Genomic DNA, 23,730 nt, shown 5'->3' with positions numbered 1-23,730 from the left:
CTCATGTCATCATCTGCACAGCGCTCCGCCATCGTTGATCTCGGGTCCAACTCCGTTCGGCTCGTGGTCTTCGAAGGCGTAGCGCGCAATCCGCTCCCCATCTTCAATGAGAAAGTGACACTCAAGCTGGGGCGCGGTCTGGATGCAACGGGTCGCCTAAACGACGAAGGCGTTACATTGGCGATGGACGTGTTGGGCCGGTTCCACACCGTCGCGCGGGCCATGGGAGCGGAACCTTTCGAGGTTCTGGCTACCGCGGCTGTGCGTGATGCCTCCAACGGGCCTGACTTCGTTTCTGCCATCCGGGCAAGAATGCCGGGTGTGGCCATTCGTGTGCTCGAAGGCACTGAGGAAGCAGATTATGCGGCCCGTGGTGTTCTCTGCGGGCTGCCGGAAGCCAATGGTCTGGTCGCGGATATCGGCGGCGGCTCACTGGAGCTGATCCACGTTGCTGACGGGCAGTATTACGAAGCCCTGACAACCAAGCTTGGCGTCATTCGTCTTCAGGATCGGGCGAAGGGTGTTCTGCTGGAAGCTGAGCGGATTGCCTCTGAAATGCTCCAGGAGGTCAACTGGCTTCCGGGTATGAGTGGCCGCCCATTGTATCTGGTCGGCGGAGCGTTCCGGGCTCTGGCACGTCTTCAGATTGCACGGACGCAGTATCCTCTGAATCTTGTCCATCTCTTCACGCTTTCCGAGGGTGAAGCACGCGAGATGTCGGATTGGGTCATCGGTGCCTCAAAACGCACTCTTGAAAAATTGCCGAATGCCCCACGGAAGCGATTGGGTGATGCGCCCTTCGCAGCGGTCGTCCTCAAGTGCCTGATGGAACGTGTTCGTCCGTCCAAAGTGGTCTTCAGCGTGGATGGCCTGCGGGAAGGCTGGTACATGCGACACGTCGCCTCCTCTGTCGCCGGGGAGGACCCCATGACGACGCTGGCGGAGGAAATGGCGGACCGTTTGGCGCGAAGCGTAACGCTCTCCAAGGCGCTCGTGGATTGGACGACACCGATTTTCCGGGGTGAGACACAGTCTCAGAAGCGTCTGCGTCAACTGACCTGTACCCTCTCGGATATCGGATCATACGATCATCCGGAATATCGTGCTGAACAGACCTATCAGCGTGTGATGCATTGTCACGGCGTGGGGTTCGAACACACGGCCCGTGCATTTATCGGCCTGACCCTGGCCGTGCGTTATGAAGTGGCAATGGACTCTCCATTGATTGAGCCATCGCGCCGCCTTCTGTCCCGCTCTGAAATTGATCGTGCTGTGAAGCTGGGTCTGGCGCTGCGTCTGGCCTATACGCTGTGCGCGGGAACGGAAGTGTTGCTGGAAGAATGCCGCCTACTGGTGGAAGAACCTCAGCTTGTGCTGATCCTCGGTGCACGGAGTGTCCGTGCAGCAGGAAGTGCAGTCCGTCGACGCTTTGAACGATTGGCCGCAGCCATGCAGCTTGAGGCTCAGGTAAGGGAAGAATGAGTTTGAGAATGAAGATCGGGACTAAGGCTGCATTGGGACTGTGTGCGGCCCTCACGATTGGTGCCGGCCTTGTCGGTTGTGGCAAGGTTCCCGGGCATGACCGTAACAAGTTGTGGGAGCTTGTCGGAAGCCGTTGCGCGAAGGACGCGCAGCATCATCCGTGTGCGGTGTATGATCCGCAGGATGGTTATGCTCTTCTGAAAGATCTGGCCGGGCATGGTCAGTATCTGCTCATCCCGACACGGAAAGTGCCAGGCATCGAAGATCCTTCGTTGCTTCAGACTGACACGCCAAACTATTTCTCTGAAGCTTGGGCCGAACGTCACCGGGTGTCTGAGGGATATGGTTTTCCCGTTTCAGACGATCATCTTTCGCTGGCTATCAATTCCCGTGATGGCCGGACGCAGGATCAACTTCACATTCATATTGACTGTCTGACGCCCTATGTCCGTGGGGAAATTGACAAGAACATGATTGGTGAGGACTGGACCCCGGTCTCCCTTTACGGTCATCCGTATCGTGCCAAGCTGGTGCAGACCCTTGATCAGTCGCCTTTCCGGCTGATCGGTGCGGAGAACATGGGCGATCATACGATCGTGGTGACACCGGGCCATCATGGTGGCTTCGTCATTCTCGACGATGTCGCTCATGCTCTGGACCGTGCATCTGGTGAGGAAGTTCAGGATCACAAGTGCAAGATTGATGATCCAAAACACAAGAGCATGCATATGGACGGCATGGAGCCGGGTATGCACATGAACGGGATGATGTAACCCTCCATCTTGTTCTCTGCCTCCGGGACTGGCATGGTTCGATCATCCTCGAACACTTGTTAATCCCGGAGATTGCCCGTGAACTGGCCTTTATTGGCGCTGGCCGTGGGCGCGTTCGCCATCGGAACCACCGAATTCACTCCGATGGGTCTTCTGCCTGTCATTGCACAGGGCCTTCAGGTTACTGTCCCGAAAGCGGGCGGACTTGTAACGGCCTATGCTGTGGGCGTGATGGTCGGCGCGCCTTTCATTACTCTTCTTCTCGCAAGACTTCGTCGGAAATTCGCCCTGACGCTCCTGATGGGGCTTTACGTTGCAGGGAACCTCCTGTCTGCCGTGGCAGGAAGCTATGAGCTTCTGTTCGCTTCACGCGTTCTGACCAGTCTGGCGCATGGTGCGTTCTTCGGGCTGGGTGCTGTTGAAGCGTCTGCCGTTGTTGCACCAGAACGCCGGGCGAGTGCCGTGGCAACAATGTTCATGGGGCTGACGGTCGCCAACATTATCGGTGTCCCGGCTGCCACCTGGCTTGGTATGAATTTCGGCTGGCACATGGCCTTTGGTGTGACGGCCATTCTGGGCGTTCTGACCATGATTGCCGTGCAACTGGCTCTTCCAGCCCGTGAAGCCGGTCCTGTTCCAGACGTTGCCAGCGAACTCAAGGCGTTGTTAAGGGCCAATGTTCTTCTCGCTTTGACCACGACGGCCATCGGGGCAGGGGCCATGTTCGTGCTCTACACGTATATCACGCCTATTCTTCAGCATATCACGCATGCCAGCCCACTGGTCATTACGGTTGCTCTGATGCTGACGGGCGTTGGATTCTCCATCGGAAATGCGATTGGTGGCCGCAGCGCGGATCGCTCTCTGGATGGCAGTCTGCTGATGTTCTTTCCCATTCTGGGTGCCGTCATGCTGCTCTTCCCCTGGGTGGCTCAAACCGTTCCAGGTGCATTGATCGCAACACTCGTTTGGGGCGCGGCGACATTTGCCTTGATGCCAGCTCTTCAGATGCGGGTCATGCAGGCTGCTCACGATGCACCAGCCCTGGCATCCTCGGTCAATATCGGCGCCTTCAATCTTGGCAATGCGATCGGGGCCGCTCTGGGTGGTGTCGCTCTGTCCATGGGGTTGGGTTATCCCGGTGTTTCCGTTATCGGAACGGCTCTGGCCCTCGTCGGGGTCGGTCTTGTTCTCTTTTCGCGAAAGGTGGCCCCGCCATGACCCGTTCCTTTCTGCTCGCCACCGGGCTTTTTTTTAGTGCGGCTCTCACGCCACTTGCGGCCTACGCCGAGCAGCCTGCCAACGTTGGTGACGCTGTCATGGCTGCCAGCGCGTATCACGATAGTGGTGATTACCAGCACGATTTTGACACGGTGATCGCACAGGCTCGTCACTGGGTGTCCGAGCGGGCGCCTCAGGTTCGCAAGCCGGCTATTGTTCTCGATATTGATGAGACGACACTCTCCAATTGGGACGAGATCCGTGCGGACAACTTTGGTTATATTGCCAATGGTCCCTGTGATGCGCTGCCGAAAGGTCCTTGCGGGGCGATTGCCTGGGAAAAGAGCGGCCGTGCTCCGGCGTTCGCTTCCACGCTGGCTCTGATTGATGAAGCCGAACGGAATCATGTCGCTGTGTTCTTCATCACAGGCCGTCATGAAGATGAGCGTGAAGCGACAGCACGCAATCTTCATTTGGCTGGAATCAAGCATTGGGACGGGCTGGATCTACGTCCAATGACATCTCATGGATATGCGGCGCACTATAAGGCACCGGCACGCGCTGCCATCGAGGCCAAGGGTTATACGATCATTGCAAGCCTGGGAGATCAGCCTTCTGATCTTGCGGACGGACATGCAGAGAAGGGCTTCCTTCTTCCCAACCCGTTTTATCGCGTTCCCTGAGACATATCTGTTTTCGGTATAAAAAAAGGTGCTCAGGAGAAAATCCTGAGCACTTTTTTTTGTGGCTTCAAAACGACTTTAGAAGACGTTCCAGATAGTCCAGTTCACCCTGAGGGCGGGTTCTGTCGGAAGCGCGACGACGTAGCTCACGTTCGATGTCCCGCGCCCGATCACGGGCGTTACGATCAGGGATGTGGGCGTCCGAATCCTTGCCGCTCTGGCCTTCGCCGAGCTTGCGGCCCAGTGGATCCTGATCCTTGCGGTCTTCGTCCCCGTCGTCGTCATCCCCGGCGTCAGGCTGATCGCCTCCGTCACCCTGCTGTCCAGCCTTGCCATGCTGCTGTTGCCCGGAGCCACCACCGCCCATGGATGGGATGAAACTCAGGCTTCCGCCTTTACCCTGACCAGACCCGCCGGACTTCTGGCTCTGGCGCATCTGCTTTCCGGCCTCAGACAGATCCGCGAGAGCCTTCTGTTCTGCCGTAAGCGCCTGATCATCCTTCCGGTCTGCCAAGGCCTTGCGAGCATCCTGCATATCTGCTTTTGCCTTGTCGAACGCAGTGGCGGGCTTGCCTGTCAGGTCTTTGACCCGCCGGCCAAGAATTTCATCCACCCGAGACAATGCACGCTGGAAGGCATGATCTGCGCGGCGCTCAGGCGACTGCGCCGCGACTGTCGCAGGATCAACAGGCGCTGCCGGTTTTGGAGCTGCTGACTGTTCCATATTCGGCGGCGGCTGCATTCCAAGCTGGCGCAGCAAATCGGCTGTAGACATCTGGCTGATGTCTTCATGGCCGTCCTGCTGGTCAGGCGGCAGAGCGGCCTTGCGGGCAGCAGACAAACGGGCCTGTGCATGATCCAGCAGGGTCGTTTCCCGATGAACCAGATCATGAAGAGCGGCACGTTGCGCGCGTGCCTCTTCCTGAGCCTTCATCTGAGCCGCGAGGGCTTTCAGATCTTCCGGCGTGGCCTGACGCATATGCTCGGCCATGTCTTCCATTTGCTGGAGTTTACGTAATGCTTCATCCCCATGCCCCTGCGATGCATCGTTCTGAAGGCGCTGCATCTGATCTGACCATGGATCAGCAGAGCTTGTGCCGGATTGCGGCATCATGATGCCGCTCTGGGCTGCCTTCTGAAAAAGAAGCTGCATGCGGTGGTTAAGGGCATCCTTGAGAGCTTTCGTGCGCTTCTGAAGTTCTTCCTGTTCAGCCAGCGTATGGCCTTTCTCTCCCAGAGACTGCATGTGATCGAGCTGTTGCTGAACACTCTGCTGTGCTGCCCGGACGGCCGCGGCTGCATCCGCAATTTCCGGCCCGTCCCGGCGGAGATCATCGAGATACAGAGCTAGTGCCCAAAGCTGCCCCGGCACCTGTTCCGCCGCTCCTTCAGGAGCATTGGATTGCAGGGAAGCAATATCGAGGCCAAGTGGGGCGAGGAGGGCGAGGACATCCGTTGTCTGCGTCAGGAGCTTCAGTTCGTCTGCCGCCTGCTGCGGACGTTCCTGTCCCAGCATCAAGCGGCGACGCAATGCGACAATGGCTCGTGCCAGTGGGTCCGAAAACTTCCGCGAACCTAGGTGGAAGCGCACAAAAGCACTGTGGTTTTCCCGGCCGGAAACACTAACGGCATGAAGGCGCCCTTCGACTTCCATTCCGGCAAATGGGTCCGAAGAAAGATCCGGGCGTGCCTCTCCCTTCGCATCTTTGGGGTGTCCATTCAGTGGCACTGGAACACGCACGATGCGGCCTTTGGGCAGGTTAGGTAGTCGGATTTCCACTTCCAGAGAGGCTACGCCATAAGTCTGCTGAACATGCCAGGGAAGGCTGGTGCGCCAGTCATCTTTCTGGGGAGCGGGTTTTCCGTCCCAGACTACGACTGGGGGCAGATCCGGCTCGACGTCCACGCGCCATGAACCCAACGTGCGACCGCGGGCTTTTAGCGTGACAGTGCCAGTCTGCTGCAACGTGGCTTTTTCGCTCCAGCTCCGTTCGTCCAGACGGTCATGACTGATGGAGGTTGCCCCCCGAAGAACCGGACGCCCGAATGTGCCTGTGATGGTCGCATTTAGAATGGCGCCCTGAGGAACGTGTATGGGATTGCCCTGCTGCGTTTGCGACAGAAACACTGGCGCGCCGGGAGCGTAGGATGGTCGGTCGATCCAGGCCTGAACGGACGGGAGCGGAATACTGTCGTCATCGACACCGGGCACAAGGCCAGCGTGCAAGCGGGATTGGGAATGTGATCCGCTCAGAACGGCCGCAATGGCAAGGGCTGCAGCTACAGAGGCCAGCCCGAGTTTTTCCTGCGTCGTGACGTCTGGCTTTGGCAGGCTGACCTTAAGCGGTCCCAGAGAAGAAACCACACGTTGAACGTGTTGCGTCCAGATGGCGCCTTGTTCGCCATCTGCTGCGTAGGCCGGGCGGTCGGCAAGAGTCAGAAGGGGCTGATAGGCCAGGCGAGAGTCGCGCTCGATCCGACGATCAACCTGAGCATCCGTAGGCTGCGGGATAGCACGCAGCCCTTTGACGCCCAGCCAGAAGGCAGTTCCTAAGACTGTGAGCTCGAAAAGAATGTGTAACCAGTCAGGCAGTGACTGGGGAATGCGGGCCAGACAGGCCAGCAGATAGAATGCCGCAAGAAGCAAAGACCAGCGCAGAGCTGGCCAGGCGTGTTCCCACCACAGAACGCGTCGAGCGCGACGGCGGACGGATGCTAGGCGAGCTGCTGCGGCAAACGAATCAGCCATGGGCGGGCAGGAGCCAGTCCGGAATAGTTTCTGCGGCGATCAGGTCTTGGACGCTCTGTCGCTGGCGGATGATCTCCCAGCGACCATTATCGACCAGAACCTGCGCAGCAAACGGCCGGGAATTATAGGTCGAACTCATGACGGATCCGTACGCTCCCGTATCCAGAAGGGCCACAAGATCTCCGCGCTTCAGGGAAGCGGGCAGAACCCGGTCCTTGGCAAAGATATCGCTGCTTTCACAGACTGGCCCCACCACGTCCCATGGCTTGAGTGCATCGTTAAATGCCGCCGGAGCGACGGGCAGGATACCGTGCCAAGAATCATAAAGCGCAGGACGGGCGAGATCGTTCATTGCCGCGTCGATCACGACGAAATCCGGATTGCCTGCTTTTGTTTCGATCACGCGGGACAGCAGAATTCCTGTCGGAGCAGAGAGCCAGCGGCCGGGCTCAATGCTAAGCTCAACCCCAAGGTCTCCAAGTGATTCGGCAATGACGCCTGCCAGCATTTCCGGTGGTGGAGCGATTTCGTCCTGATAGCGAATGCCTAGCCCACCGCCACAGTCCACTGTTTTGACGGTATGTCCAAGGGCACGAATTTCCCGAACCATATCTGCCAGACGGGAATAGCCCTGGCGGAACGGCTCGGCCGTCAGCATCTGACTGCCAAGATGAACCGCCAGGCCGACAAGCTCCACATGCTCCAAAGCAGCAGCTTCGGCGTACAGTTTAACCGCACGGCGATGCTCGATCCCGAACTTGTCTCCCGCGCGGCCCGTGCTGATCTTGTCATGCGTCTGTGCGTCGACATCCGGGTTCACGCGGAGTGCTGCCGGAGCAATCTTGCCACAGGCCTGTGCAATATCGTTCAGGCGATAAAGCTCTTCCACGCTCTCGACATTGATCTGCCGGATGCCGTGTTCCACTGCGGCGCGAAGTTCAAGATCCGATTTCCCGACGCCTGAAAAGACGATTCCATTCGGCTTGATCCCGGCATGTAGCGCGCGGGTCATCTCTCCACCGCTCACGATGTCCACGCCATAGCCACATTCGCGGAGGATCGTCAGTGTGGCTTGATGATCCTGTGATTTCATCGCGAAATGGAAATGCACCGGCAAGTTGCGGGCTTCAAACGCAGCTTTGAGCGCGTTTGCACGGCGACGCAGAGTGCCTGCTCCCGTGATCCAGCAGGGGGTTCCTGCTACGGCGGCGATGACATGCAGAGGCACGCCTTCAAAAAGAAGACCATCGCGCGCATTGACCTCCAGAGGAGGGCGGCTTGTCAGAAGGTCATTGAGCGTGGGTTCGGAAGAGAGAGCATTCATGATCTTCCTACCGTATCGTGGACGCTTGGATGTTCCAAGCTGTTCACACAGGCGCTAGTGTCTGAATTATGATGGAAGAACTGATCTCCCGGGCTCTTGAAGCCCGATCCCGGGCCTATGCGCCGTACTCCCGCTTTCAGGTTGGCGCGGCCCTGCGCTGTGAGGGCGTGGTTCATTCAGGCTGTAATGTCGAGAATGCAGCCTATCCGCTTGGAACCTGTGCTGAAGGCGGGGCCATTTCGGCCATGATTCTTGCCGGGGGACGACGCATTGAGGAAATCGTGATTGTAGGTGGTGGAGATCAGCCCTGCACACCGTGCGGTGGCTGTCGGCAGAAACTCCGTGAATTCGGCCTGCCTGATCTGAAAGTGCACATGATTTCGCCCACAGGAACCTTGCTTCTGACACGCACCCTCGTGGAATTGCTGCCTGACGCATTCGGTCCGGACAATCTGGAATGAAATACTGGCCCTGTTTTCTGGGACTTCTGGTGGTAGGAACGGTCTGTGCGCAGCCTCTTCCGTCTCTGCCCGGTCTTGGGGACGGGGCCAGACGTGAACTGATTGACGTCCGTGCGGCGCCCTGGCGAATTCTGGGGCGTGTACAGACTGAACTCGGCGTTAAATGTACGGGTTTTGCCGTAGCTCCCAATGTGGTCATGACGGCAGCTCACTGTCTCTGGTTGCCGAAAACGCACACTTATATACGGCCGAGCGATGTTCATGTGCTGATGGGATACTCGCGGGGCTCATACCGCCAACACGCCCATGTTGTCCGATTCATTATCCCACCCGGATACGACCCGAAAAACGAATCCGCTACCGGGGCCAGTGATCGGGCAACACTGTTGCTGTCGGAACCAGTTATCGCGACGCGGGATCTTCTCCCGGCGATTCCTGTGCAGGATGGCGCAAGGGCAATGCTGGTTGGGTATTCGCAAGATAGAAATGAAGTGCCATTCGGCGATCTGGACTGTCATATCAACGGAGTGACAGTCAGTGGTCTTGTCCATCACGATTGCGAGGCGACAAAAGGAGTGAGCGGCGCTCCGCTTCTGCTTCAAAAGCCTGACGGAACGTGGGGTATCGGCGGGCTTGCTGTCGCGGCAGATGTGGGGCCGGGCGGGTTGGCTGCTCCGCTTGTTCCTTAGTTGATGGCAGAAGAATTTTCATAATTCTGCAAACATCGCCTGCATGATGCGTTTGAAGGATCGGGAAACATCATCTTTGGTGTTCCCCACTTTTTATTCGGTCCGGAAAGGGGCACTTTAATGTATGTCATGGCAGGGAAAGGAACGGCGTCTGTCGGGCAGTCTCGTGGCATGCATGCGAGCAACGCCTATCTGACGCACCGCAAGAATGTTCTGGTTGTTGAAGACCAGGCCCTGTTGCGCTTTCTGGCTGCGGATATGCTTGAAGACGCCGGCTATAACCCGATTCTTGCTGCTACTGCCGATGAGGCGATGGATATTCTTTCCAAAGGTGAGACAGTCGATCTCGTCTTTTCGGATGTGAACATGCCCGGACGGCTCAACGGACTGGATCTCGCTGAGACAGTCGGAGCTCGCTGGCCGCAGATCGGCGTTGTACTGACGTCAGGTGCTTATCTTCAGGAAAAGCGACCTTTGCCAAACAAGGCGATGTTTCTTCCCAAGCCATACGAATGGGAAGACGTCTATCGTGCTCTGAAAGCACTGCAGCACTGAATTTTGTGAAGATGTTGTGTGGTGCACCCGAAAGGACTTGAACCTCTAACCCCCAGATTCGTAGTCTGGTGCTCTATCCAGTTGAGCTACGGGTGCGAACACTATATGTTTTTGGCAAAGCCAAAAGTAAGATGGTGCACCCGAAAGGACTTGAACCTCTAACCCCCAGATTCGTAGTCTGGTGCTCTATCCAGTTGAGCTACGGGTGCGTCTTGAGGCGGGGTTTTACAGGCGGTTTCAAAACCTGACAACCCCCCTCTGAAAATTAATTTCTACTTTCTTGTCATGGTGATGTGAGCACGGCAGGCACTGGAACCAAAAGTGCCACCAATCGCCTGACCAACGGGATATCCGTTAAAAACCAGCGCGGTCGGGCGGCCGTTCATGTCCTTGCTGGCAAGCTCTGCGTGATAGTGATGAACGCCGGGCTGATAGATGCCAGAAAGCACTTCAGAGCCATCTCCCGGTGTGAAAACGATCTTTCGCCCACGAATATCGAGTGTGGACGTGCGTTCTGTCGGGCAGGAGCCCTGATCCGTGACGAGAGCGCCTACCCAACGGCCTGATGGATCATTTCCAGGATCAGGAGTGGCGCAGGCTGCCAGAAAAGCCATGGCAGAAAGAGAAAAAAGAGCAATCGGACGCATGTTGTGCCTGTCCTGTGATGCAGAATGGATGACGCAGACGACACAACACCTTATAGGAGAGCATCAAAAGGCACCATGAACACGGAACGCGAGGCCATCACATTGACCCAGCAGGACGCCAGCACCGTCGCGAAACTCGACGAAACACTTCACGAAGACCGTATCCTCATTCTGGATTTCGGCAGCCAGGTAACGCAGCTCATCGCCCGCCGTGTGCGTGAGAGCGGTGTTTACTGTGAGATCTGGCCGTTCACGGCGACGGACGAGAAGATCCGTGAATTCAATCCGCGCGGTATCATTCTGTCTGGCAGCCCTGCCAGCGTTCATGACGAAAATGCTCCGGCGATTCCGGAAATCGTCTTTTCACTGAATCGTCCGGTTCTTGGCATCTGCTATGGCCAGCAGGCCATGTGCCAGAAGCTGGGCGGCAAGGTCGAAACGCACGAACATCGTGAATTCGGTCGCGCTTATATCGACATCGCTGAAGATTGCGCCCTGTTCCGTGGCGTCTGGGCACGCGGCAAGCGTGAACAGGTCTGGATGAGCCATGGCGATCGCGTCACGCAGCTTCCGCCGGGCTTCCGCGCTGTTGCCTATTCGGAAGGGGCTCCGTTCGCGATCATCGCCGATGAAGGCCGTCGCCTGTATGGTGTGCAGTTCCATCCGGAAGTCGTGCACACGCCGCATGGTGCTGCGCTGATCCGTAACTTTACGCACAATGTTGCGGGTTGCAGCGGCACGTGGACGATGGCTGGCTTCCGCGAGCTGGAAATCGCCCGTATCCGCAAGCAGGTCGGGGACGGCCGCGTCATTTGTGGTCTATCCGGCGGTGTGGACAGCTCCGTGGCGGCGAAGCTGATCCACGATGCTATCGGCGACCAGCTGACCTGTATTTTCGTTGATCCAGGCATCCTGCGTTCCGGTGAAGCCGACGAAGTCGTCAAGACGTTCCGCGGTCGCTTCAATATCCGTCTGGTTCACCGCGACGCATCTGACCTGTTCCTGAGTGAACTTGCAGGCGTCAAAGATCCGGAAATCAAGCGGAAGACCATTGGCCGCCTCTTTATCGAAGTGTTCGAGGAAGAAGCTGCAAAGCTTGGTGGCGCACAGTTCCTTGCTCAAGGCACGCTCTACCCAGACGTGATTGAAAGCGTCAGCTTCACGGGTGGCCCGTCCGTTACCATCAAGTCCCATCATAACGTTGGCGGCTTGCCGGATCGCATGAACATGCAGCTGGTCGAGCCTCTCCGCGAACTGTTCAAGGACGAAGTTCGTGAACTGGGGCGTGAACTTGGCATTCCGGAACATATCGTGGGACGTCATCCGTTCCCGGGTCCGGGGCTTGCTATTCGTATTCCAGGTGAGATCGACAAGGAAAAGCTGGATCTTCTGCGGAAGGTGGACGCGATCTACCTGGAAGAAATCCGAAATGCCGGCCTGTATGATGCCATCTGGCAGGCTTTTGCGGTTCTGCTTCCTGTGCGGACTGTCGGTGTGATGGGCGACGGCCGGACCTATGATCAGGCCTGCGCTCTGCGTGCCGTGACCAGCACTGACGGTATGACAGCTGAAGTCTATCCGTTCGACTTCGCGTTCCTGAATCGTGTTGCTGGCCGTATCGTCAATGAAGTCCGGGGTGTTAACCGCGTGACTTACGACATTACGTCCAAGCCGCCGGGAACAATCGAGTGGGAATGAGGTTCTAAACCTCTGTCATTTGGAAAGGCCTGTCCCGAGAGGGACGGGCCTTTTTTATGATCTTGCCATCAAAGCGGGCATTTGTTTCGCCTCGCGTCAATTTAACGCGCATTGCGACATTAGTTTTTATAGCAAAACAATATCGATCTCGTTCAGACTTTCGCATGTTCGTGTCGTCGCCATTTTCTGGCGGACAAAACAAGTGAGGAATTGCCGGTGTCTGGCACGGTGACAGTTCGAAGGTTGGTCCGTTTTTTTGCTCAGGGGCGCCTCCAGCGGAGTACTCCGGGCAGGCCTGCGCTTTAAGAGAGCTGCGACAATTCCTGCTTGTTGAACATCTGGACAATAGGACGAGGGCTAACGACGTGCGTCGCAGACTGATCTTGAAGATGCTTCCAGCGGGTCTACTGGCATTACGAGGGCAGGGGTATGCCCAAGATCGTGGAAACGGGCTGATACCAGCTTTTAAAGGTACGCCCCGGATTGCCGTGGGTGGGATTGCGTCAGAATGCAGCACTTACAGCCGTATTCGCTCCCGCATGCCGGAGTTCACTACGCTCCGAGGTGATGAGATTTTTGGAGCGCCGCTGTCCCAGCCGCTGCATCGTTACGATTTTGACCTCTTGCCGACCCTGGAAGCATCCGCACCGCCAGGCGGCCCAGTTGAGCGCAAGACGTATGAGGCTTTGAAATCAGAATATCTTGAGCGTCTGCGCAAGCTCCTACCGCTGGATGGTGTTTACCTGGCTATGCACGGTGCCCTGAGTGTCGAAGGCATGGATGATGCGGAGGGGGACTGGTATGCCGCAACGCGTTCTGTCGTCGGGCCGGATTGCCTGTTGTCCGCCTATTACGATCTTCACGGCAATCTCAGTCAGCGCAGTGTGGATACACTGGATGCTCTGACGGCATACCGCACGGCGCCGCATGTTGATCGTATCGAGAATGTCATGCGGGCTACGGATATGCTTACGCATTGTCTGCGTTACGGCCTGCGCCCCGGAATTGTGTGGGCAAGCATACCGGCGCTGCTTCCGGGTGAGCAGAGCAGCACAGAATGGGAGCCAGGACGCCGCCTGTGGGCAGATCTGGCGGAATACAATCGGCTGCCGGGTATTCTCGATGTCTCCCAACTGGTTGGATATGTCTGGGCTGATGAACCCCGTTCGGCTGCATCCGTGGTTGTCACAGGTACGAACGTCGAAGAGCAGAAACGCATCGCTACGGAACTGGCGCAGCGATACTGGGACGCACGACACGACTTTCATTTCGGCACACCAATCGGGACGATCGATGAGTGTCTCAGTCGTGCGATGTCATCAAAAACGCATCCCGTGGTCATTTCGGATTCCGGAGATAATCCGGGTGGTGGCGGAAACTCTGACCAGACCTTTTTCCTTCAGGCGCTCCTAAAGGCGGGCGCAAAGAATGTCCTGCTGGGTGGCATGACGGATCGTCCTGCAACGGATGCGTGCTACAAGGCGGGTGTAGGCGCAGTTCTGCCGTTATCTATCGGTGCGACCCTGGATCCCGTGATGTGCAAGCCTGTGCATGTTCGCGCGACTGTGAAACATCTGACGCCGGTCTCGCATCCCGATGAAGGTGAAGCTGTCATCGAATTCAATGGCATCACGGCGACGCTTTCTGCTCGGCGGCGTCTGTATCATTCGGCGGAAGCATTCCGGGATATTGGGCTGGAGCCAACCAATTTCAGCATTGTCGTTCTGAAATGCGGGTATCTCAACCCAACCATGAAACCGCTGGCCAATCCGGCACTCATGGCGCTTTCGCCGGGGGCTATCAATCAGGATATCGTCAATATCGGTAATCATCGCCGTAAACCGACTTGGCCTTGGGTGCCCGATCTGACGTACACGCCCAAACCTTATGTGTCGGCTCGAATTCATCGCAGCTAGGGAGCGTGGAGAGAGGAGGCAGATCCTCTCTTTTCCGCATAAAACTACGCCTCGGGTAACTGGATGGTCACCTGAGGCGGTTATAAACGCTCGTTAAGCTCTATCCAGAAAAAAGGCCTGCTCCTTTCGAAGAAGGCCTTTGTTTAGGCTGGAAAGACCTTAGTGTTCCATATGGTGCTTGTGGCCTGTCAGCTCTGTCGTGAGCTGGGCGCGGGCCTCACCGGATGGGAATTTTTCCGTGTGCAGGTTGATGTAGCTTTTGCCAGCCAGCACGTCCTTCACCTGATCTGCTGTCAGTGTCAGGGTTCCCGTCATCCGGGTCTGGTAAGGGCCAGGGATCGGCGCAATTACGCCGGCATCTTCACCCTCAGCTGCCGGACCATGCAGGTGAATTGCATTGACCGGGCCTGTCAGGCCGTTGTCTTCGAAACGGTACGACAGGGTGTTTTTGGTTGTGTCGAGCATGGCAGACGCTGACCCCTTGATGGGGGATGTTGCGCCATGTTCGCCTTTGAACGGACCAAAAAGATGGATCGTTTCAGCAGAAGCAGGCAGGGCCGTAACGGAGAGACCCAGCGCGAGAGCGGTAACGAAGAGACCTGTACGCATGGAACGTGATCCTTGCAGGAGTTGGAGACACTAAACGTGGTGTCAGGTCTCCAGTTCAGTGTTCCAGTACAGATAATCACGCCAGCTTTCGTGAAGATAGTGGGGCGGGAAGGTCCTCCCGTTTTCCTGAAGAAGGCGGCTGCTGGGCTGATCGGGTTTTCGGTGGGGGTGCATGCCGATCTCGCTGGGGAGGCGGGAGCCTTTGAGGAGATTGCAGGGGCTGCAGGCGGTAACAACGTTCTGCCAGGTTGTTTTTCCCCCTTTCGCACGGGGGATAACATGATCGAAAGTCAGCTCATGTGTTGGCAATCGATCATGGCAGTACTGACACGAAAAATTGTCCCGCAAGAAAACGTTGAACCGTGTGAAAGCGGGTTTTCGTGCTGAAGGAATGTAATCTTTCAGTGCGATAACGCTGGGAAGGCGCATGGCCATGCTGGGAGAGTGAACGACGGCGTCTTCGTACTCTGATAGAACGGATACCCGGTCCAGAAACACAGCCTTCACGGCTTCCTGCCATGACCATAGCGACAGCGGAAAGTATGAGAGCGGACGAAAATCCGCATTCAGAACAAGAGCCGGAAAATGCTGACTACTGACAGGCACCACGCGCTTCCTTTTTTGAAGGACGGCACATGCGGGAACTTCGGCGTAGAAAACTTAAGACAAACGCCGATAAACATGCGTCGTCGGCTTCTTTGAGATGACTATTTCAGTAAACTTCATGAACTGCAAGAAAACCCTCATGAAAGCTTGATGACGCTGCCTCCTGTAACGCGCTTTGCGCCCAGCCCGACTGGTTTCCTGCATCTTGGACACGTTGTGTCTGCCCTTCACGCGCGCGCGTCCGCCGGACAGGGTGGGCGGTTTCTTGTGCGGATTGAGGACATTGATACCGCGCGGTGCACATCAGCTTTTACTGCTGCGCTGGGCGAGGATCTGCAATGGCTGGGGCTATGGTCGCAGGAACCTGTGCGTCAACAATCCCGGCATCTGGCGGAATATACCCATGTTTTGACTGAACTCAGGAACAGGGAGCTTCTCTATCCCTGCTTTTGTACACGAGCTGAAATTGCTGCGGCTTCTACGTCTTATGCTCCAGACGGAAGTATTGTTTACCCGGGCACATGTTTCCGTGACGGCCGATCAATATCCGGGCGTGTACCAGTCTGGCGCCTGAACATGCAGCGCGCACTTAATGAACTTCAGGAAGTTCCGTCCTGGTATGAAGTGGGGCAGGGAAGAATTTCTGGCCGGGCTGACGAATTTGGAGACGTTGTGCTGGCCCGACGGGACACGGGTGTTTCCTATCACCTCTGCGTCACGCATGATGATGCCCAACAGGGTGTGACCTGCGTCACGCGTGGTCGGGATCTGTATGACGCAACATCCATTCATCGTGTTCTTCAGTGCTTGATGAAATGGCCAGAACCTCACTATCGCCATCATGCCCTTATCAAAGACGAAGGTGGCCGGAAGCTCTCAAAACGGAATGGCGTGGAAGGTATTCGGACGCTGCGTGCTGCTGGATGGACTGCCGAGCAGGTTCTGGCTCATCCGCTTGTGCTGAGAGCACTCGCGGAAAGCTGAAATCATGGGATGACGCAGCGGAGTGGGGGCCATCCCATAAAAAGTGATTACCGTGGAGAAGTGTTACTCTGCGGGATAGCTCCGCGGGTATGTGACGTCAGAGTCTGGGCCCGGTGGGCGTGGCGCCCCTTTCTTTCCACAGGCACTCAGGCTGGTGCTGAGGGCGAGAAAAGTTAGACCGAGAATCAAAAAACGTTTCATGTCGTCTCTCCAAGTTTGTTCAGCCAGGCCTGAGCCTGCTGCTGAACGTTGGACGGAGCCGTGCCGCCAAAGCTGGTGCGGGAGGCGAGGGAAGATTCAACCGTCAGAACATCAAAAATCCCTGCAGTGATGCCCGGCTCCACGGCCTGCATTTCAGCAAGGGAGAGATCAGCCAGATCACAGCCTTTCTGTTCAGCCAGGCCAACCAAACGGCCTGTAACGTGATGAGCCGTCCGGAAAGGCACGCGGAGTTCACGCACCAGCCAGTCCGCCAGATCTGTGGCGGTGGAGAAGCCCATGCCTGCGACTTCACGCATCCGGTCTGTGTTGGGCTTAAGGTCCCGGATCATCCCATCCATGGCAGCAAGGGACAGCGTCATGGCTTCTGTCGCGTCAAAGACAGGCTCTTTGTCTTCCTGCGTGTCCTTTGCGTAGGCCAGCGGCAGGCCCTTCATAACAGTCAGCAGGCCAACGAAATTCCCCATAATGCGGCCGATCTTGGCGCGCACCAGTTCAGCCGCGTCGGGGTTACGCTTCTGGGGCATGATGGACGAGCCGGTTGTGAACGCGTCCGACAGGGTTACGAATCCGAAGGGAGCAGATGCCCACATGACGATTTCTTCAGCCAGTCGCGACAGATGCATGGCCTGAAGAGACAGGGCTGACAGGAATTCGAGAGCGAAATCACGGTCTGAAACGGCGTCGAGTGAATTGGCCGTCGGGCGATCAAAATCCAGTGCTGCTGCCGTCATTGCACGGTCGATCGGGAAGGACGTTCCAGCCAGAGCCGCTGATCCCAGCGGGCATTCGTTCAATCGAGCCCGTGCATCGCGCAGGCGTCCACGGTCGCGGGAGAGCATTTCGACGTAAGCCAGAAGGTGATGGCCGAACGTTACAGGCTGAGCGACCTGAAGATGCGTGAAGCCGGGCATCGGCGTTGCGTGATGTTCCAGTGCGCGTGTCGCAAGGGCGCGCATGAGGGAAGCAGTCTGTTCCTGAAGGCCGTCAATCGCATCACGCACCCACAGGCGGAAATCTGTGGCCACCTGATCATTGCGGGACCGTGCCGTGTGCAGGCGCTTGCCGGCTTCGCCAATCCGCTCGGAGAGGCGTGCCTCGATGTTCATGTGAATGTCTTCGAGGGCCGGGGAGAACTCGAAGCGTCCTTCGCCGATTTCCTGTGCGATATCACCCAGTCCCTGCCGGATTTCCGCAAGCTCGGTTGCCGTCAGAAGGCCGACTTTCTGAAGCATCGCTGCATGTGCGAGAGAGCCGCGGATATCCTGACGCCAGAGGATTTTATCAAAGCCAATGGAGGCATTGATCTCACTCATAATCGCAGCCGGTCCGGAGGCGAAACGGCCACCCCATTGCGGGTTGGCAGCCGTACCTTCAAAGCTTGAGGCAGGATCGGTTTCTTTTTCGACAGGAACGTTTTTCATGATAACCGTAACAGGATGAAACAGAAGCAGATCGACCGGCGAACCCTTCTTTCAGGAGGCCTAAGCCTAGCTGCGGCGGCCAGCCTGCGCAATTCCGCACGTGCTGAAGATCGCCCGAAACCGATTGTTCCGTCTCTGGAGCCGGGGGCGGCACGTCTTGCTCCGCTGGAATTGAAGCTTCAGCGGCCCGAGGGCGGCAGTCGTGCCTTGTCGGCCTGGCGTGGCACGCCATTTGTTCTGCATGTCTGGGCAACCTGGTGTGCGCCCTGCAAGCATGAACTGCCGCAGCTGGATGCCTTTATGAAGGCGCTTGGAGACGACAGCCCTATCGTCCCGGTCGCTATGGCCAGTCATGGGCCGGGTGCGGTCGCTGCGTTTCTTAAGGCGCAAAATCTGACCCATATTGATCCGTGGTCTGCGGATGCTCACGAATTTCAGAGCTGGCTGGGCGACAAGCCGCTGAGCTTTCCTTCTACCTATCTGATTGATGCAGAGGGTCGTCTTCGCGCGGTGATTGAAGGCGAAACGGACTGGGGGGCGCCAGAGAGTGTGGCGCAGTTCAGAAAAGTTATTGCAGCTTTGAAAAAGTAATGGTGTTCTGGCGAAAGTGACAGCAGAACGAGTGATTTGATGGCAGTGACGATTGGTCGGCGTGGATTTATTGCGGGCGTAGGCGGTTTGAGCGTGGCTGCCGGCCTGTCTGGTGCCGCATGGGCTGGAAAGCAGGAAAATCTTCGTTCGGTCAGGAGTTTGGCGCCGGGGAAGCCGCAGCTTGAGCCCGTAGCGCTGCAACTGATTGGCCCAGCAGGGGCAACGCAATCGCTGGCCTCGATGCGAGGTAAGCCGTTCCTACTGCATGTGTGGGCAACGTGGTGCGGTCCTTGCAAACAGGAGCTTCCAAAGCTCGACGCTTTCTGTGCTTCCTTGGGAACAGACTGTCCCATCATTCCCGCTGCTGTAGCCAGTGGCACACCGGAAAAGGTTGCGTCATTTCTGGATGCGGCGGCTCTGAAGCACCTCCCGGCGTGGACGATGGACAAGGCTGCTTACAAAGCATGGTTGAAGACATCCGATGTCGCCATTCCAGTCACATACGTGATTGATTCGTCGGGTCATCTGCGGGCTGCTGCTGAAGGTGGTGTGAACTGGTCCGCCCCTGATGCCGCGCGTCAACTGCACGACGTTCTTGCCGGAATCTGATTTTTGATTTTCTGACGACACCAGGAATTCCACTGATGACTTTTTCTTTGACCCGCCGTGCCGCGCTCGCCGGAGCCGCCGGACTGCTCGCTTCTTCCCGTGTTTTCAGCGCTTCAGCTGAAGACAAAGGCATACCCTTTGTCCCGAATTCGTTCGGCGTTCTGGCCAAGCCTCGTGCTCTGCCAGTGCTCTCTTTCCAGAATGAGCAGGGGCAGGAAGTCCCTTTGTCGCATTGGTTCGGCAAGCCCTTCGTTCTGCACTTCTGGGCGACATGGTGCCCGCCATGCATCCGTGAACTTCCGTCCGTGAACGCGACGGCCAAGGCTCTGGGTGCAGACGGGCCACAGATTGTGACGGCAGCCGTGCGCGGCAGTACGGTGCCCAAGGTCCGGGCCTTTTATGATGCACACAAGATTGACGCCCTGCCGCTTCTCGTGGACCCGACGTCCTCTGTAATGATGGAAACGGCGGATCAGGATGCTCTGGTAGCGTCTATCAAGCATGTACGTCCGGACGATCTGAAAGATCTTACGCCAAGTGTCATGGCGCTGCATGGCGTGCCCCGGTCCCTTCTGCTGAACGCCAAGGGTGAAGTTGTCGCCGAGGCCATTGGGAATATGGACTGGTCTGCCGATGCGGTCCGCCATACCCTGTCCGTCCTCGCAGGCTAACAACGTAAAGAGTCGATGTCCCTTTCTCTGCTGGGTGCCGATGATCCGGCACCGTTCCTCCTGTTCCCCGAGACCCAACCGTCACCGTTTGTGCTGGTGAGTGACCATGCGGGAAAAGCTGTTCCCAAAGCATTGGAGTTTCTGGGCGTTGGGGAACCGGACTGGCACCGGCACATTGCATGGGACATCGGAATCGTCGGGGTAGGGCGGTTTCTGCGTGACCTGCTGGGCTCTCCCCTGATTGAGCAGGTCTATTCCCGGCTGGTCATCGATTGTAACCGCGCGCCGGGTCACCCGACATCCATGCCCCATGTCAGTGATGGGACCCACGTTCCAGGAAACAGTGAAGCGCCTGTTCATTGCCGGGCACGGCGCGAGCGCGAAATCCTCCATCCCTATCACGATGCAATTGCCGAGGTTCTGGCGGAACGGACATCGCGCCCGACGGCGCTGATTGCCTTGCACAGCTTTACCCCGGAAATGGCGGGTGTTCGGCGCCCCTGGCAGATCGGCATTCTTCATCACAAGGATAGCCGGATGGCTCGTGTGATGATCGATACTCTACGGGCAGAAGGTGACCTTTGCGTTGGAGACAACGAGCCTTACGTCCTGACTGATACCAACGAATACACAGTCCCCCGGCATGCAGAAGCAAACGGGTTGCCCTATCTGGAAATTGAACTTCGACAGGACCTTATTGCGGATGAGGAGGGGCAACGTGCATGGGCGGAGCGTCTCGCGAGACTTCTGCCTCAGGTCTGGGAGACACTGGCTGCATGATTGACGGACATACAAAACTTGCTGGTGTCATGGGATGGCCCGTAGAGCATTCCCGTTCGCCCATGCTGCACAATCACTGGTGCAGGGTGCACGATGTGAACGGGGCGTATGTGCCGCTCCCCACGCGACCGGAACATTTTGAGGCTGCTCTCAAGGGCTTGGCTGCGGCGGGCTTTCGGGGCGTGAACGTCACGATTCCGCACAAGGAAGCTGCGATGCGGGCCTGCGACAGCATGACGGATACCGCCAGGCGTGCGGGAGCCGTTAATACTGTGCGTTTTGAGAATGGTCAGATTATCGGTGACTGCACTGACGGCACGGGTTTTTGTGACAACCTCACCGCACATGGCGTCACCTTGTCCGGCCGAGCGCTAATCCTGGGGGCTGGAGGCGCAGCGCGCGCTGTTGCGGCTGCACTGCTGGATCGCGGCTGTGAGGTTGTAGTCGCGAACCGAACCATGGCGCGCGCCGAAGCGATGGTCGAGGCCCTGAAGGGAGGGGAAGCTGTCGAGTGGTATGACTGGCCGTCTCTCCTTCCGGGCTGTTCACTTCTGGTCAATGCAACGTCGCTGGGTATGAACGGCAAAGCCGACATAGACTGGGATGCAATGCTGCGGCAGGCCGGGTCCAGCCTGTGCGTGACAGATATTGTCTATACTCCGCGGGAGACACCGCTCCTGAAAGCGGCAAAAGCTGCCGATCTGCAAACGGTTGATGGTCTCGGGATGCTGATTCATCAGGCTCGGGCAGGGTTTCGATCCTGGTTCGGAGTAGACCCGGAAGCCGATGAGGCAACCTTCAATCTGCTGGCTGCAAGTCTGCGCTAACCCATGAAAATCATCGGTCTGACAGGCGGAATGGCGGCGGGGAAAAGTACAGTCGCCGCTCTGTTTCGTCGGGCCGGTGTGCCGGTTTTTGACGCGGACGCTGTCGTACGGACCCTCCAGGGGCCAAGAGGAAAGGCGCTCCCCGCCATTGCCCGCGTCTTTCCTGTTGCCGTGCAGGGCGGCGTTCTGAATCGTATGGCTCTGCGTCAGGCTGTGGTTGGAAATGTCGCCGCGCTTCAAGCGTTGGAGGCCATCATGCATCCGCTTGTAAAAGCCGAGCGAGAGAGGTTCCTGCGTCAATGTCGTGCGCGAAAAGAACCGTTCTGTGTCCTGGATATTCCGCTTCTAATGGAAATCGGTGAGGACCGGAAATGCGATGTGGTGGTGGTGGTTGAGGCCCCCATGGCAACACGCCTGTCCCGTATTTATCAGCGCGGGAAAACGGGTGCCAGAATGAGCGAAGCACAAGCACGTTCCCTCATCGCACGGCAAATGCCGGACCACGAACGCAGACGCCGGGCACACATCGTGATACGAACCGGCCTTTCCCGCGGATCTGCTGCCCGGCAGGTTCGCGCTCTTCTGCACCGTCTGCGCGAGGCTTCATGAAACGCTCGATCCTGTTCGATACGGAAACCACAGGCTTTGACCCGGATCAGGGCGATCGCATCATCGAAATCGCGGCCATCGAACTAATCGATGATCTGCCGACGACCAATTATTACCACGTTATGGTGCACCCTGAGCGCGACATTCCGGCCGAGGCCACGAAGGTGCATGGTTTTCGGATTGAAGATCTGGAGGGTGCGCCGAAGTTTCCAGAAATCGCAGACGGATTTCTGGAGTTTATTGGCGACGCCCCCATGATTGCGCATAATGCTCGCTTCGACTTCAAATTCGTGAACGCCGAACTGCAAAAATGCGGTCGCGCGCTGCTGGATTACGCCAGTCGTGCGATCGATACCGTGGAAATGGCACGCAAAAAATATCCGGGTATGCCCGCCAGCCTTGATGCGCTGTGTCGGCGCTTCAACATCGACCTGTCCCAGCGTGGCACCCATAACGCTCTGCTGGACTGCAAATTGCTGGCGGAAGTGTATGTCGAACTGATGGGCGGCCGCCAGCGCGGGCTTGGACTGGCTGGACCTTCACGGAGCCGCAGTATTGCAGAAGCGGGTGATATGCTCGCTAACCGGACCCCACGGAAAATGGCGCTCCCGAATGCAGAAGAGCTGGCGGCTCATACAGCGTTTGTGGATGGTCTGAAGGATCCGGTGTGGCGCCGCGACTGATGAAGATCCTGTTCATCACGTCCAACAGGCTTGGCGATGCCGTTATTTCCACCGGTGTGCTGGATGCTCTGCAAAAACGCTATCCGGCAGCTGTATTTACTGTTGTCTGTGGGCCGGTCGCGGCAGGGTTGTTCGAGCCAGACCCTCGTTGTGAGCGGGTTATTACTCTTGAAAAACGCCGCCACGATCGACACTGGCTGGACCTCTGGTCTGCATGCGTTCGAACGCGCTGGTTTATGGTTGTGGATCTGCGGGGTTCCCTCCTAAGCCTCACGCTGCGGACCCGTCGAAGGTTGATCGTTAAGGGAGGACGCCGGGACGGACGCAAAGTCGAGCAGCTTCGTGACGCGCTTGGCCGTCACAAAACCCCGATGCCGCGTGTCTGGACCTCCAGCCAGCATGACAAAACTGCAGAAGACCTGCTTGCGGGTGGCCCTTGGCTGGCTTTGGGGCCAACGGCGAACTGGGATGGCAAGATCTGGCCTCCAGAGCGATTTGTCGCGCTTGCTGAGGGCCTGCGTCGTCAGGGGATGCGACCTGTTCTGTTTTATGGGCCGGGAGATGCAGAAAAAGAACGCGCAAGGCCTGTTCTGGAAGCGCTCCCGGAGGCGCTGGACCTCGGCGGAGACAGGTCTCTCGGAGAGGTGGCAGCGCTGCTTGCTCGTTGTGCTCTCTTTGTAGGCAATGACTCAGGCCTCATGCATTTGGCCGCCGCTGCCGGAACGCCCACGCTTGGTCTGTTTGGGCCCTCCCGTATGTCCGAATATGCTCCGTCGGGGACTGAGGCGTTCGCAATCGCGGCTCCCGGTCCGGAAGGAAACGCGTCTTTGGAAGACCTGAGTGTCGAAGCGGTTCTGGGTGTTGCCAAAGCCATTCTGGCAGGAAACGCTGGTTCCTTCCGGACCTGACCTTGAAGCGCT

Annotated in this window: 25 protein-coding genes and 2 tRNA genes; 18 read left to right on the top strand and 9 right to left on the bottom strand. The window is 57.5% G+C overall.

What is annotated here, in order from left to right:
• Positions 1-3 precede the first annotated feature (3 nt).
• The 4 genes from GCE01_RS00930 (at position 4) to GCE01_RS00915 (ending at position 4,159) form a co-directional block, all read left to right on the top strand.
• Positions 4-1,482 (top strand): Ppx/GppA family phosphatase, encoded by a 1,479-nt coding sequence (locus GCE01_RS00930; protein ID WP_099210324.1) that lies wholly within the window; start codon positions 4-6, stop codon positions 1,480-1,482.
• Between the two features lie 8 nt (positions 1,483-1,490).
• Positions 1,491-2,255 carry a CDP-diacylglycerol diphosphatase gene (locus GCE01_RS00925; RefSeq protein ID WP_099210322.1) on the top strand — a complete coding sequence of 255 codons (765 nt, stop codon included), beginning with the start codon at positions 1,491-1,493 and terminating at the stop codon, positions 2,253-2,255.
• A gap of 78 nt (positions 2,256-2,333) precedes the next feature.
• A complete protein-coding gene (locus GCE01_RS00920; RefSeq protein WP_046899622.1) occupies positions 2,334-3,476 on the top strand; it encodes an MFS transporter in 1,143 nt (380 codons plus the stop codon).
• Entirely contained in the window at positions 3,473-4,159 is a 687-nt protein-coding gene (locus GCE01_RS00915; protein ID WP_099210320.1) for an HAD family acid phosphatase, read from the top strand. The genes GCE01_RS00920 and GCE01_RS00915 overlap by 4 nt, the downstream gene beginning before the upstream one ends.
• Positions 4,160-4,226: 67 nt before the next feature.
• On the opposite strand, the gene GCE01_RS00910 is transcribed toward GCE01_RS00915, so the two are convergent.
• Both GCE01_RS00910 and lysA read right to left on the bottom strand, forming a co-directional pair.
• On the bottom strand, positions 4,227-6,908 hold the full coding sequence (locus GCE01_RS00910; protein ID WP_099210318.1) for a DUF4175 domain-containing protein: 2,682 nt from the start codon (positions 6,906-6,908) through the stop codon (positions 4,227-4,229).
• A complete protein-coding gene (gene lysA, locus GCE01_RS00905) occupies positions 6,901-8,232 on the bottom strand; it encodes a diaminopimelate decarboxylase (protein WP_099210316.1) in 1,332 nt (443 codons plus the stop codon). The genes GCE01_RS00910 and lysA overlap by 8 nt, the downstream gene beginning before the upstream one ends.
• 68 nt (positions 8,233-8,300) lie before the next feature.
• On the opposite strand from lysA, the gene GCE01_RS00900 reads away from it, so the two are divergent.
• The 3 genes from GCE01_RS00900 (at position 8,301) to GCE01_RS00890 (ending at position 9,937) form a co-directional block, all read left to right on the top strand.
• The gene (locus GCE01_RS00900; protein ID WP_099210314.1) at positions 8,301-8,693 is read left to right on the top strand and encodes a cytidine deaminase; all 393 of its coding nucleotides are present in this window, start codon (positions 8,301-8,303) and stop codon (positions 8,691-8,693) included.
• Positions 8,690-9,382, top strand: a complete 693-nt coding sequence (locus tag GCE01_RS00895) for a trypsin-like serine peptidase (RefSeq protein ID WP_086634502.1) — start codon at positions 8,690-8,692, stop codon at positions 9,380-9,382. Before GCE01_RS00900 ends, GCE01_RS00895 begins: the two co-directional genes overlap by 4 nt.
• Positions 9,383-9,502: 120 nt before the next feature.
• Positions 9,503-9,937, top strand: a complete 435-nt coding sequence (locus tag GCE01_RS00890) for a response regulator (RefSeq protein ID WP_086634501.1) — start codon at positions 9,503-9,505, stop codon at positions 9,935-9,937.
• Between the two features lie 19 nt (positions 9,938-9,956).
• On the opposite strand, the gene GCE01_RS00885 is transcribed toward GCE01_RS00890, so the two are convergent.
• The 3 genes from GCE01_RS00885 to GCE01_RS00875 all read right to left on the bottom strand — a co-directional run bounded on the left by GCE01_RS00885 (position 9,957) and on the right by GCE01_RS00875 (position 10,584).
• A tRNA-Arg gene (locus tag GCE01_RS00885) sits at positions 9,957-10,033 on the bottom strand.
• 36 nt (positions 10,034-10,069) lie between these two features.
• Positions 10,070-10,146 (bottom strand) — tRNA-Arg (locus tag GCE01_RS00880).
• A 63-nt stretch (positions 10,147-10,209) separates the two neighbouring features.
• Positions 10,210-10,584 (bottom strand): hypothetical protein, encoded by a 375-nt coding sequence (locus GCE01_RS00875; protein WP_086634037.1) that lies wholly within the window; start codon positions 10,582-10,584, stop codon positions 10,210-10,212.
• 75 nt (positions 10,585-10,659) lie between these two features.
• On the opposite strand from GCE01_RS00875, the gene guaA reads away from it, so the two are divergent.
• Together guaA and GCE01_RS00865 are read left to right on the top strand one after the other, a co-directional pair.
• Positions 10,660-12,282 (top strand): glutamine-hydrolyzing GMP synthase, encoded by a 1,623-nt coding sequence (gene guaA / locus GCE01_RS00870; protein ID WP_174694761.1) that lies wholly within the window; start codon positions 10,660-10,662, stop codon positions 12,280-12,282.
• Between the two features lie 365 nt (positions 12,283-12,647).
• Entirely contained in the window at positions 12,648-14,198 is a 1,551-nt protein-coding gene (locus GCE01_RS00865; protein ID WP_211516761.1) for a M81 family metallopeptidase, read from the top strand.
• A 159-nt stretch (positions 14,199-14,357) separates the two neighbouring features.
• On the opposite strand, the gene GCE01_RS00860 is transcribed toward GCE01_RS00865, so the two are convergent.
• Together GCE01_RS00860 and GCE01_RS00855 are read right to left on the bottom strand one after the other, a co-directional pair.
• Positions 14,358-14,807: a CHRD domain-containing protein gene (locus GCE01_RS00860; RefSeq protein ID WP_046899614.1), complete on the bottom strand. Its 450-nt coding sequence runs from the start codon at positions 14,805-14,807 to the stop codon at positions 14,358-14,360.
• Positions 14,808-14,849: 42 nt separating this feature from the next.
• Entirely contained in the window at positions 14,850-15,413 is a 564-nt protein-coding gene (locus tag GCE01_RS00855; protein ID WP_046899613.1) for an HNH endonuclease, read from the bottom strand.
• Between the two features lie 150 nt (positions 15,414-15,563).
• On the opposite strand from GCE01_RS00855, the gene gluQRS reads away from it, so the two are divergent.
• Positions 15,564-16,397 (top strand): tRNA glutamyl-Q(34) synthetase GluQRS, encoded by an 834-nt coding sequence (gene gluQRS / locus GCE01_RS00850; RefSeq protein WP_099210310.1) that lies wholly within the window; start codon positions 15,564-15,566, stop codon positions 16,395-16,397.
• Positions 16,398-16,460: 63 nt separating this feature from the next.
• Here gluQRS and lptM read toward each other — a convergent pair whose 3' ends face one another.
• Positions 16,461-16,598 carry an LPS translocon maturation chaperone LptM gene (gene lptM / locus GCE01_RS17440; protein ID WP_408735626.1) on the bottom strand — a complete coding sequence of 46 codons (138 nt, stop codon included), beginning with the start codon at positions 16,596-16,598 and terminating at the stop codon, positions 16,461-16,463.
• The gene (gene argH, locus GCE01_RS00845) at positions 16,595-18,040 is read right to left on the bottom strand and encodes an argininosuccinate lyase (RefSeq protein ID WP_099210308.1); all 1,446 of its coding nucleotides are present in this window, start codon (positions 18,038-18,040) and stop codon (positions 16,595-16,597) included. Before argH ends, lptM begins: the two co-directional genes overlap by 4 nt.
• Positions 18,041-18,055: 15 nt before the next feature.
• On the opposite strand from argH, the gene GCE01_RS00840 reads away from it, so the two are divergent.
• Genes GCE01_RS00840 through GCE01_RS00805 form a run of 8 tightly spaced genes read left to right on the top strand, consistent with a single transcriptional unit; the run spans position 18,056 to position 23,718 of the window.
• Positions 18,056-18,631 carry a TlpA disulfide reductase family protein gene (locus GCE01_RS00840; protein ID WP_099210306.1) on the top strand — a complete coding sequence of 192 codons (576 nt, stop codon included), beginning with the start codon at positions 18,056-18,058 and terminating at the stop codon, positions 18,629-18,631.
• Between the two features lie 39 nt (positions 18,632-18,670).
• Positions 18,671-19,240 carry a TlpA disulfide reductase family protein gene (locus GCE01_RS00835; RefSeq protein ID WP_099210304.1) on the top strand — a complete coding sequence of 190 codons (570 nt, stop codon included), beginning with the start codon at positions 18,671-18,673 and terminating at the stop codon, positions 19,238-19,240.
• Between the two features lie 35 nt (positions 19,241-19,275).
• The gene (locus GCE01_RS00830; protein WP_086634042.1) at positions 19,276-19,911 is read left to right on the top strand and encodes a TlpA disulfide reductase family protein; all 636 of its coding nucleotides are present in this window, start codon (positions 19,276-19,278) and stop codon (positions 19,909-19,911) included.
• A gap of 15 nt (positions 19,912-19,926) precedes the next feature.
• Positions 19,927-20,691: an N-formylglutamate amidohydrolase gene (locus GCE01_RS00825; protein ID WP_099210302.1), complete on the top strand. Its 765-nt coding sequence runs from the start codon at positions 19,927-19,929 to the stop codon at positions 20,689-20,691.
• Complete coding sequence (locus GCE01_RS00820) at positions 20,688-21,518, top strand: shikimate dehydrogenase (RefSeq protein ID WP_099210300.1); 831 nt, start codon at positions 20,688-20,690, stop codon at positions 21,516-21,518. The genes GCE01_RS00825 and GCE01_RS00820 overlap by 4 nt, the downstream gene beginning before the upstream one ends.
• 3 nt (positions 21,519-21,521) lie before the next feature.
• Complete coding sequence (coaE, locus tag GCE01_RS00815) at positions 21,522-22,127, top strand: dephospho-CoA kinase (RefSeq protein ID WP_099210298.1); 606 nt, start codon at positions 21,522-21,524, stop codon at positions 22,125-22,127.
• A complete protein-coding gene (gene dnaQ / locus GCE01_RS00810) occupies positions 22,124-22,810 on the top strand; it encodes a DNA polymerase III subunit epsilon (protein WP_099210296.1) in 687 nt (228 codons plus the stop codon). Before coaE ends, dnaQ begins: the two co-directional genes overlap by 4 nt.
• Positions 22,810-23,718, top strand: coding sequence for a glycosyltransferase family 9 protein (locus GCE01_RS00805; protein ID WP_099210295.1), 909 nt, complete (start codon positions 22,810-22,812; stop codon positions 23,716-23,718). Before dnaQ ends, GCE01_RS00805 begins: the two co-directional genes overlap by 1 nt.
• Positions 23,719-23,730: the final 12 nt, after the last annotated feature.

Source organism: Gluconobacter cerinus, assembly GCF_002723935.1.
Taxonomy (GTDB): Bacteria; Pseudomonadota; Alphaproteobacteria; order Acetobacterales; family Acetobacteraceae; genus Gluconobacter; species Gluconobacter cerinus.
The sequence above is the reverse complement of the archived record's forward strand: the minus strand, read 5'-3'. Positions and strand labels throughout refer to the sequence as shown.

Excerpts from the sequence above, each read along its gene's own strand:
- GCE01_RS00930 (WP_099210324.1), top strand. The coding sequence starts at position 4 with ATGTCATCATCTGCACAGCGCTCCGCCATCGTTGATCTCGGGTCCAAC.
- GCE01_RS00925 (WP_099210322.1), top strand. The coding sequence starts at position 1,491 with ATGAAGATCGGGACTAAGGCTGCATTGGGACTGTGTGCGGCCCTCACG.
- GCE01_RS00915 (WP_099210320.1), top strand. The coding sequence starts at position 3,473 with ATGACCCGTTCCTTTCTGCTCGCCACCGGGCTTTTTTTTAGTGCGGCT.
- GCE01_RS00910 (WP_099210318.1), bottom strand. The coding sequence starts at position 6,908 with ATGGCTGATTCGTTTGCCGCAGCAGCTCGCCTAGCATCCGTCCGCCGT.
- lysA (WP_099210316.1), bottom strand. The coding sequence starts at position 8,232 with ATGAATGCTCTCTCTTCCGAACCCACGCTCAATGACCTTCTGACAAGC.
- GCE01_RS00900 (WP_099210314.1), top strand. The coding sequence starts at position 8,301 with ATGATGGAAGAACTGATCTCCCGGGCTCTTGAAGCCCGATCCCGGGCC.
- GCE01_RS00895 (WP_086634502.1), top strand. The coding sequence starts at position 8,690 with ATGAAATACTGGCCCTGTTTTCTGGGACTTCTGGTGGTAGGAACGGTC.
- GCE01_RS00890 (WP_086634501.1), top strand. The coding sequence starts at position 9,503 with ATGTATGTCATGGCAGGGAAAGGAACGGCGTCTGTCGGGCAGTCTCGT.
- GCE01_RS00875 (WP_086634037.1), bottom strand. The coding sequence starts at position 10,584 with ATGCGTCCGATTGCTCTTTTTTCTCTTTCTGCCATGGCTTTTCTGGCA.
- guaA (WP_174694761.1), top strand. The coding sequence starts at position 10,660 with ATGAACACGGAACGCGAGGCCATCACATTGACCCAGCAGGACGCCAGC.
- GCE01_RS00860 (WP_046899614.1), bottom strand. The coding sequence starts at position 14,807 with ATGCGTACAGGTCTCTTCGTTACCGCTCTCGCGCTGGGTCTCTCCGTT.
- gluQRS (WP_099210310.1), top strand. The coding sequence starts at position 15,564 with ATGACGCTGCCTCCTGTAACGCGCTTTGCGCCCAGCCCGACTGGTTTC.
- lptM (WP_408735626.1), bottom strand. The coding sequence starts at position 16,598 with ATGAAACGTTTTTTGATTCTCGGTCTAACTTTTCTCGCCCTCAGCACC.
- argH (WP_099210308.1), bottom strand. The coding sequence starts at position 18,040 with ATGAAAAACGTTCCTGTCGAAAAAGAAACCGATCCTGCCTCAAGCTTT.
- GCE01_RS00840 (WP_099210306.1), top strand. The coding sequence starts at position 18,056 with ATGAAACAGAAGCAGATCGACCGGCGAACCCTTCTTTCAGGAGGCCTA.
- GCE01_RS00835 (WP_099210304.1), top strand. The coding sequence starts at position 18,671 with ATGGCAGTGACGATTGGTCGGCGTGGATTTATTGCGGGCGTAGGCGGT.
- GCE01_RS00830 (WP_086634042.1), top strand. The coding sequence starts at position 19,276 with ATGACTTTTTCTTTGACCCGCCGTGCCGCGCTCGCCGGAGCCGCCGGA.
- GCE01_RS00825 (WP_099210302.1), top strand. The coding sequence starts at position 19,927 with ATGTCCCTTTCTCTGCTGGGTGCCGATGATCCGGCACCGTTCCTCCTG.
- GCE01_RS00820 (WP_099210300.1), top strand. The coding sequence starts at position 20,688 with ATGATTGACGGACATACAAAACTTGCTGGTGTCATGGGATGGCCCGTA.
- coaE (WP_099210298.1), top strand. The coding sequence starts at position 21,522 with ATGAAAATCATCGGTCTGACAGGCGGAATGGCGGCGGGGAAAAGTACA.
- dnaQ (WP_099210296.1), top strand. The coding sequence starts at position 22,124 with ATGAAACGCTCGATCCTGTTCGATACGGAAACCACAGGCTTTGACCCG.
- GCE01_RS00805 (WP_099210295.1), top strand. The coding sequence starts at position 22,810 with ATGAAGATCCTGTTCATCACGTCCAACAGGCTTGGCGATGCCGTTATT.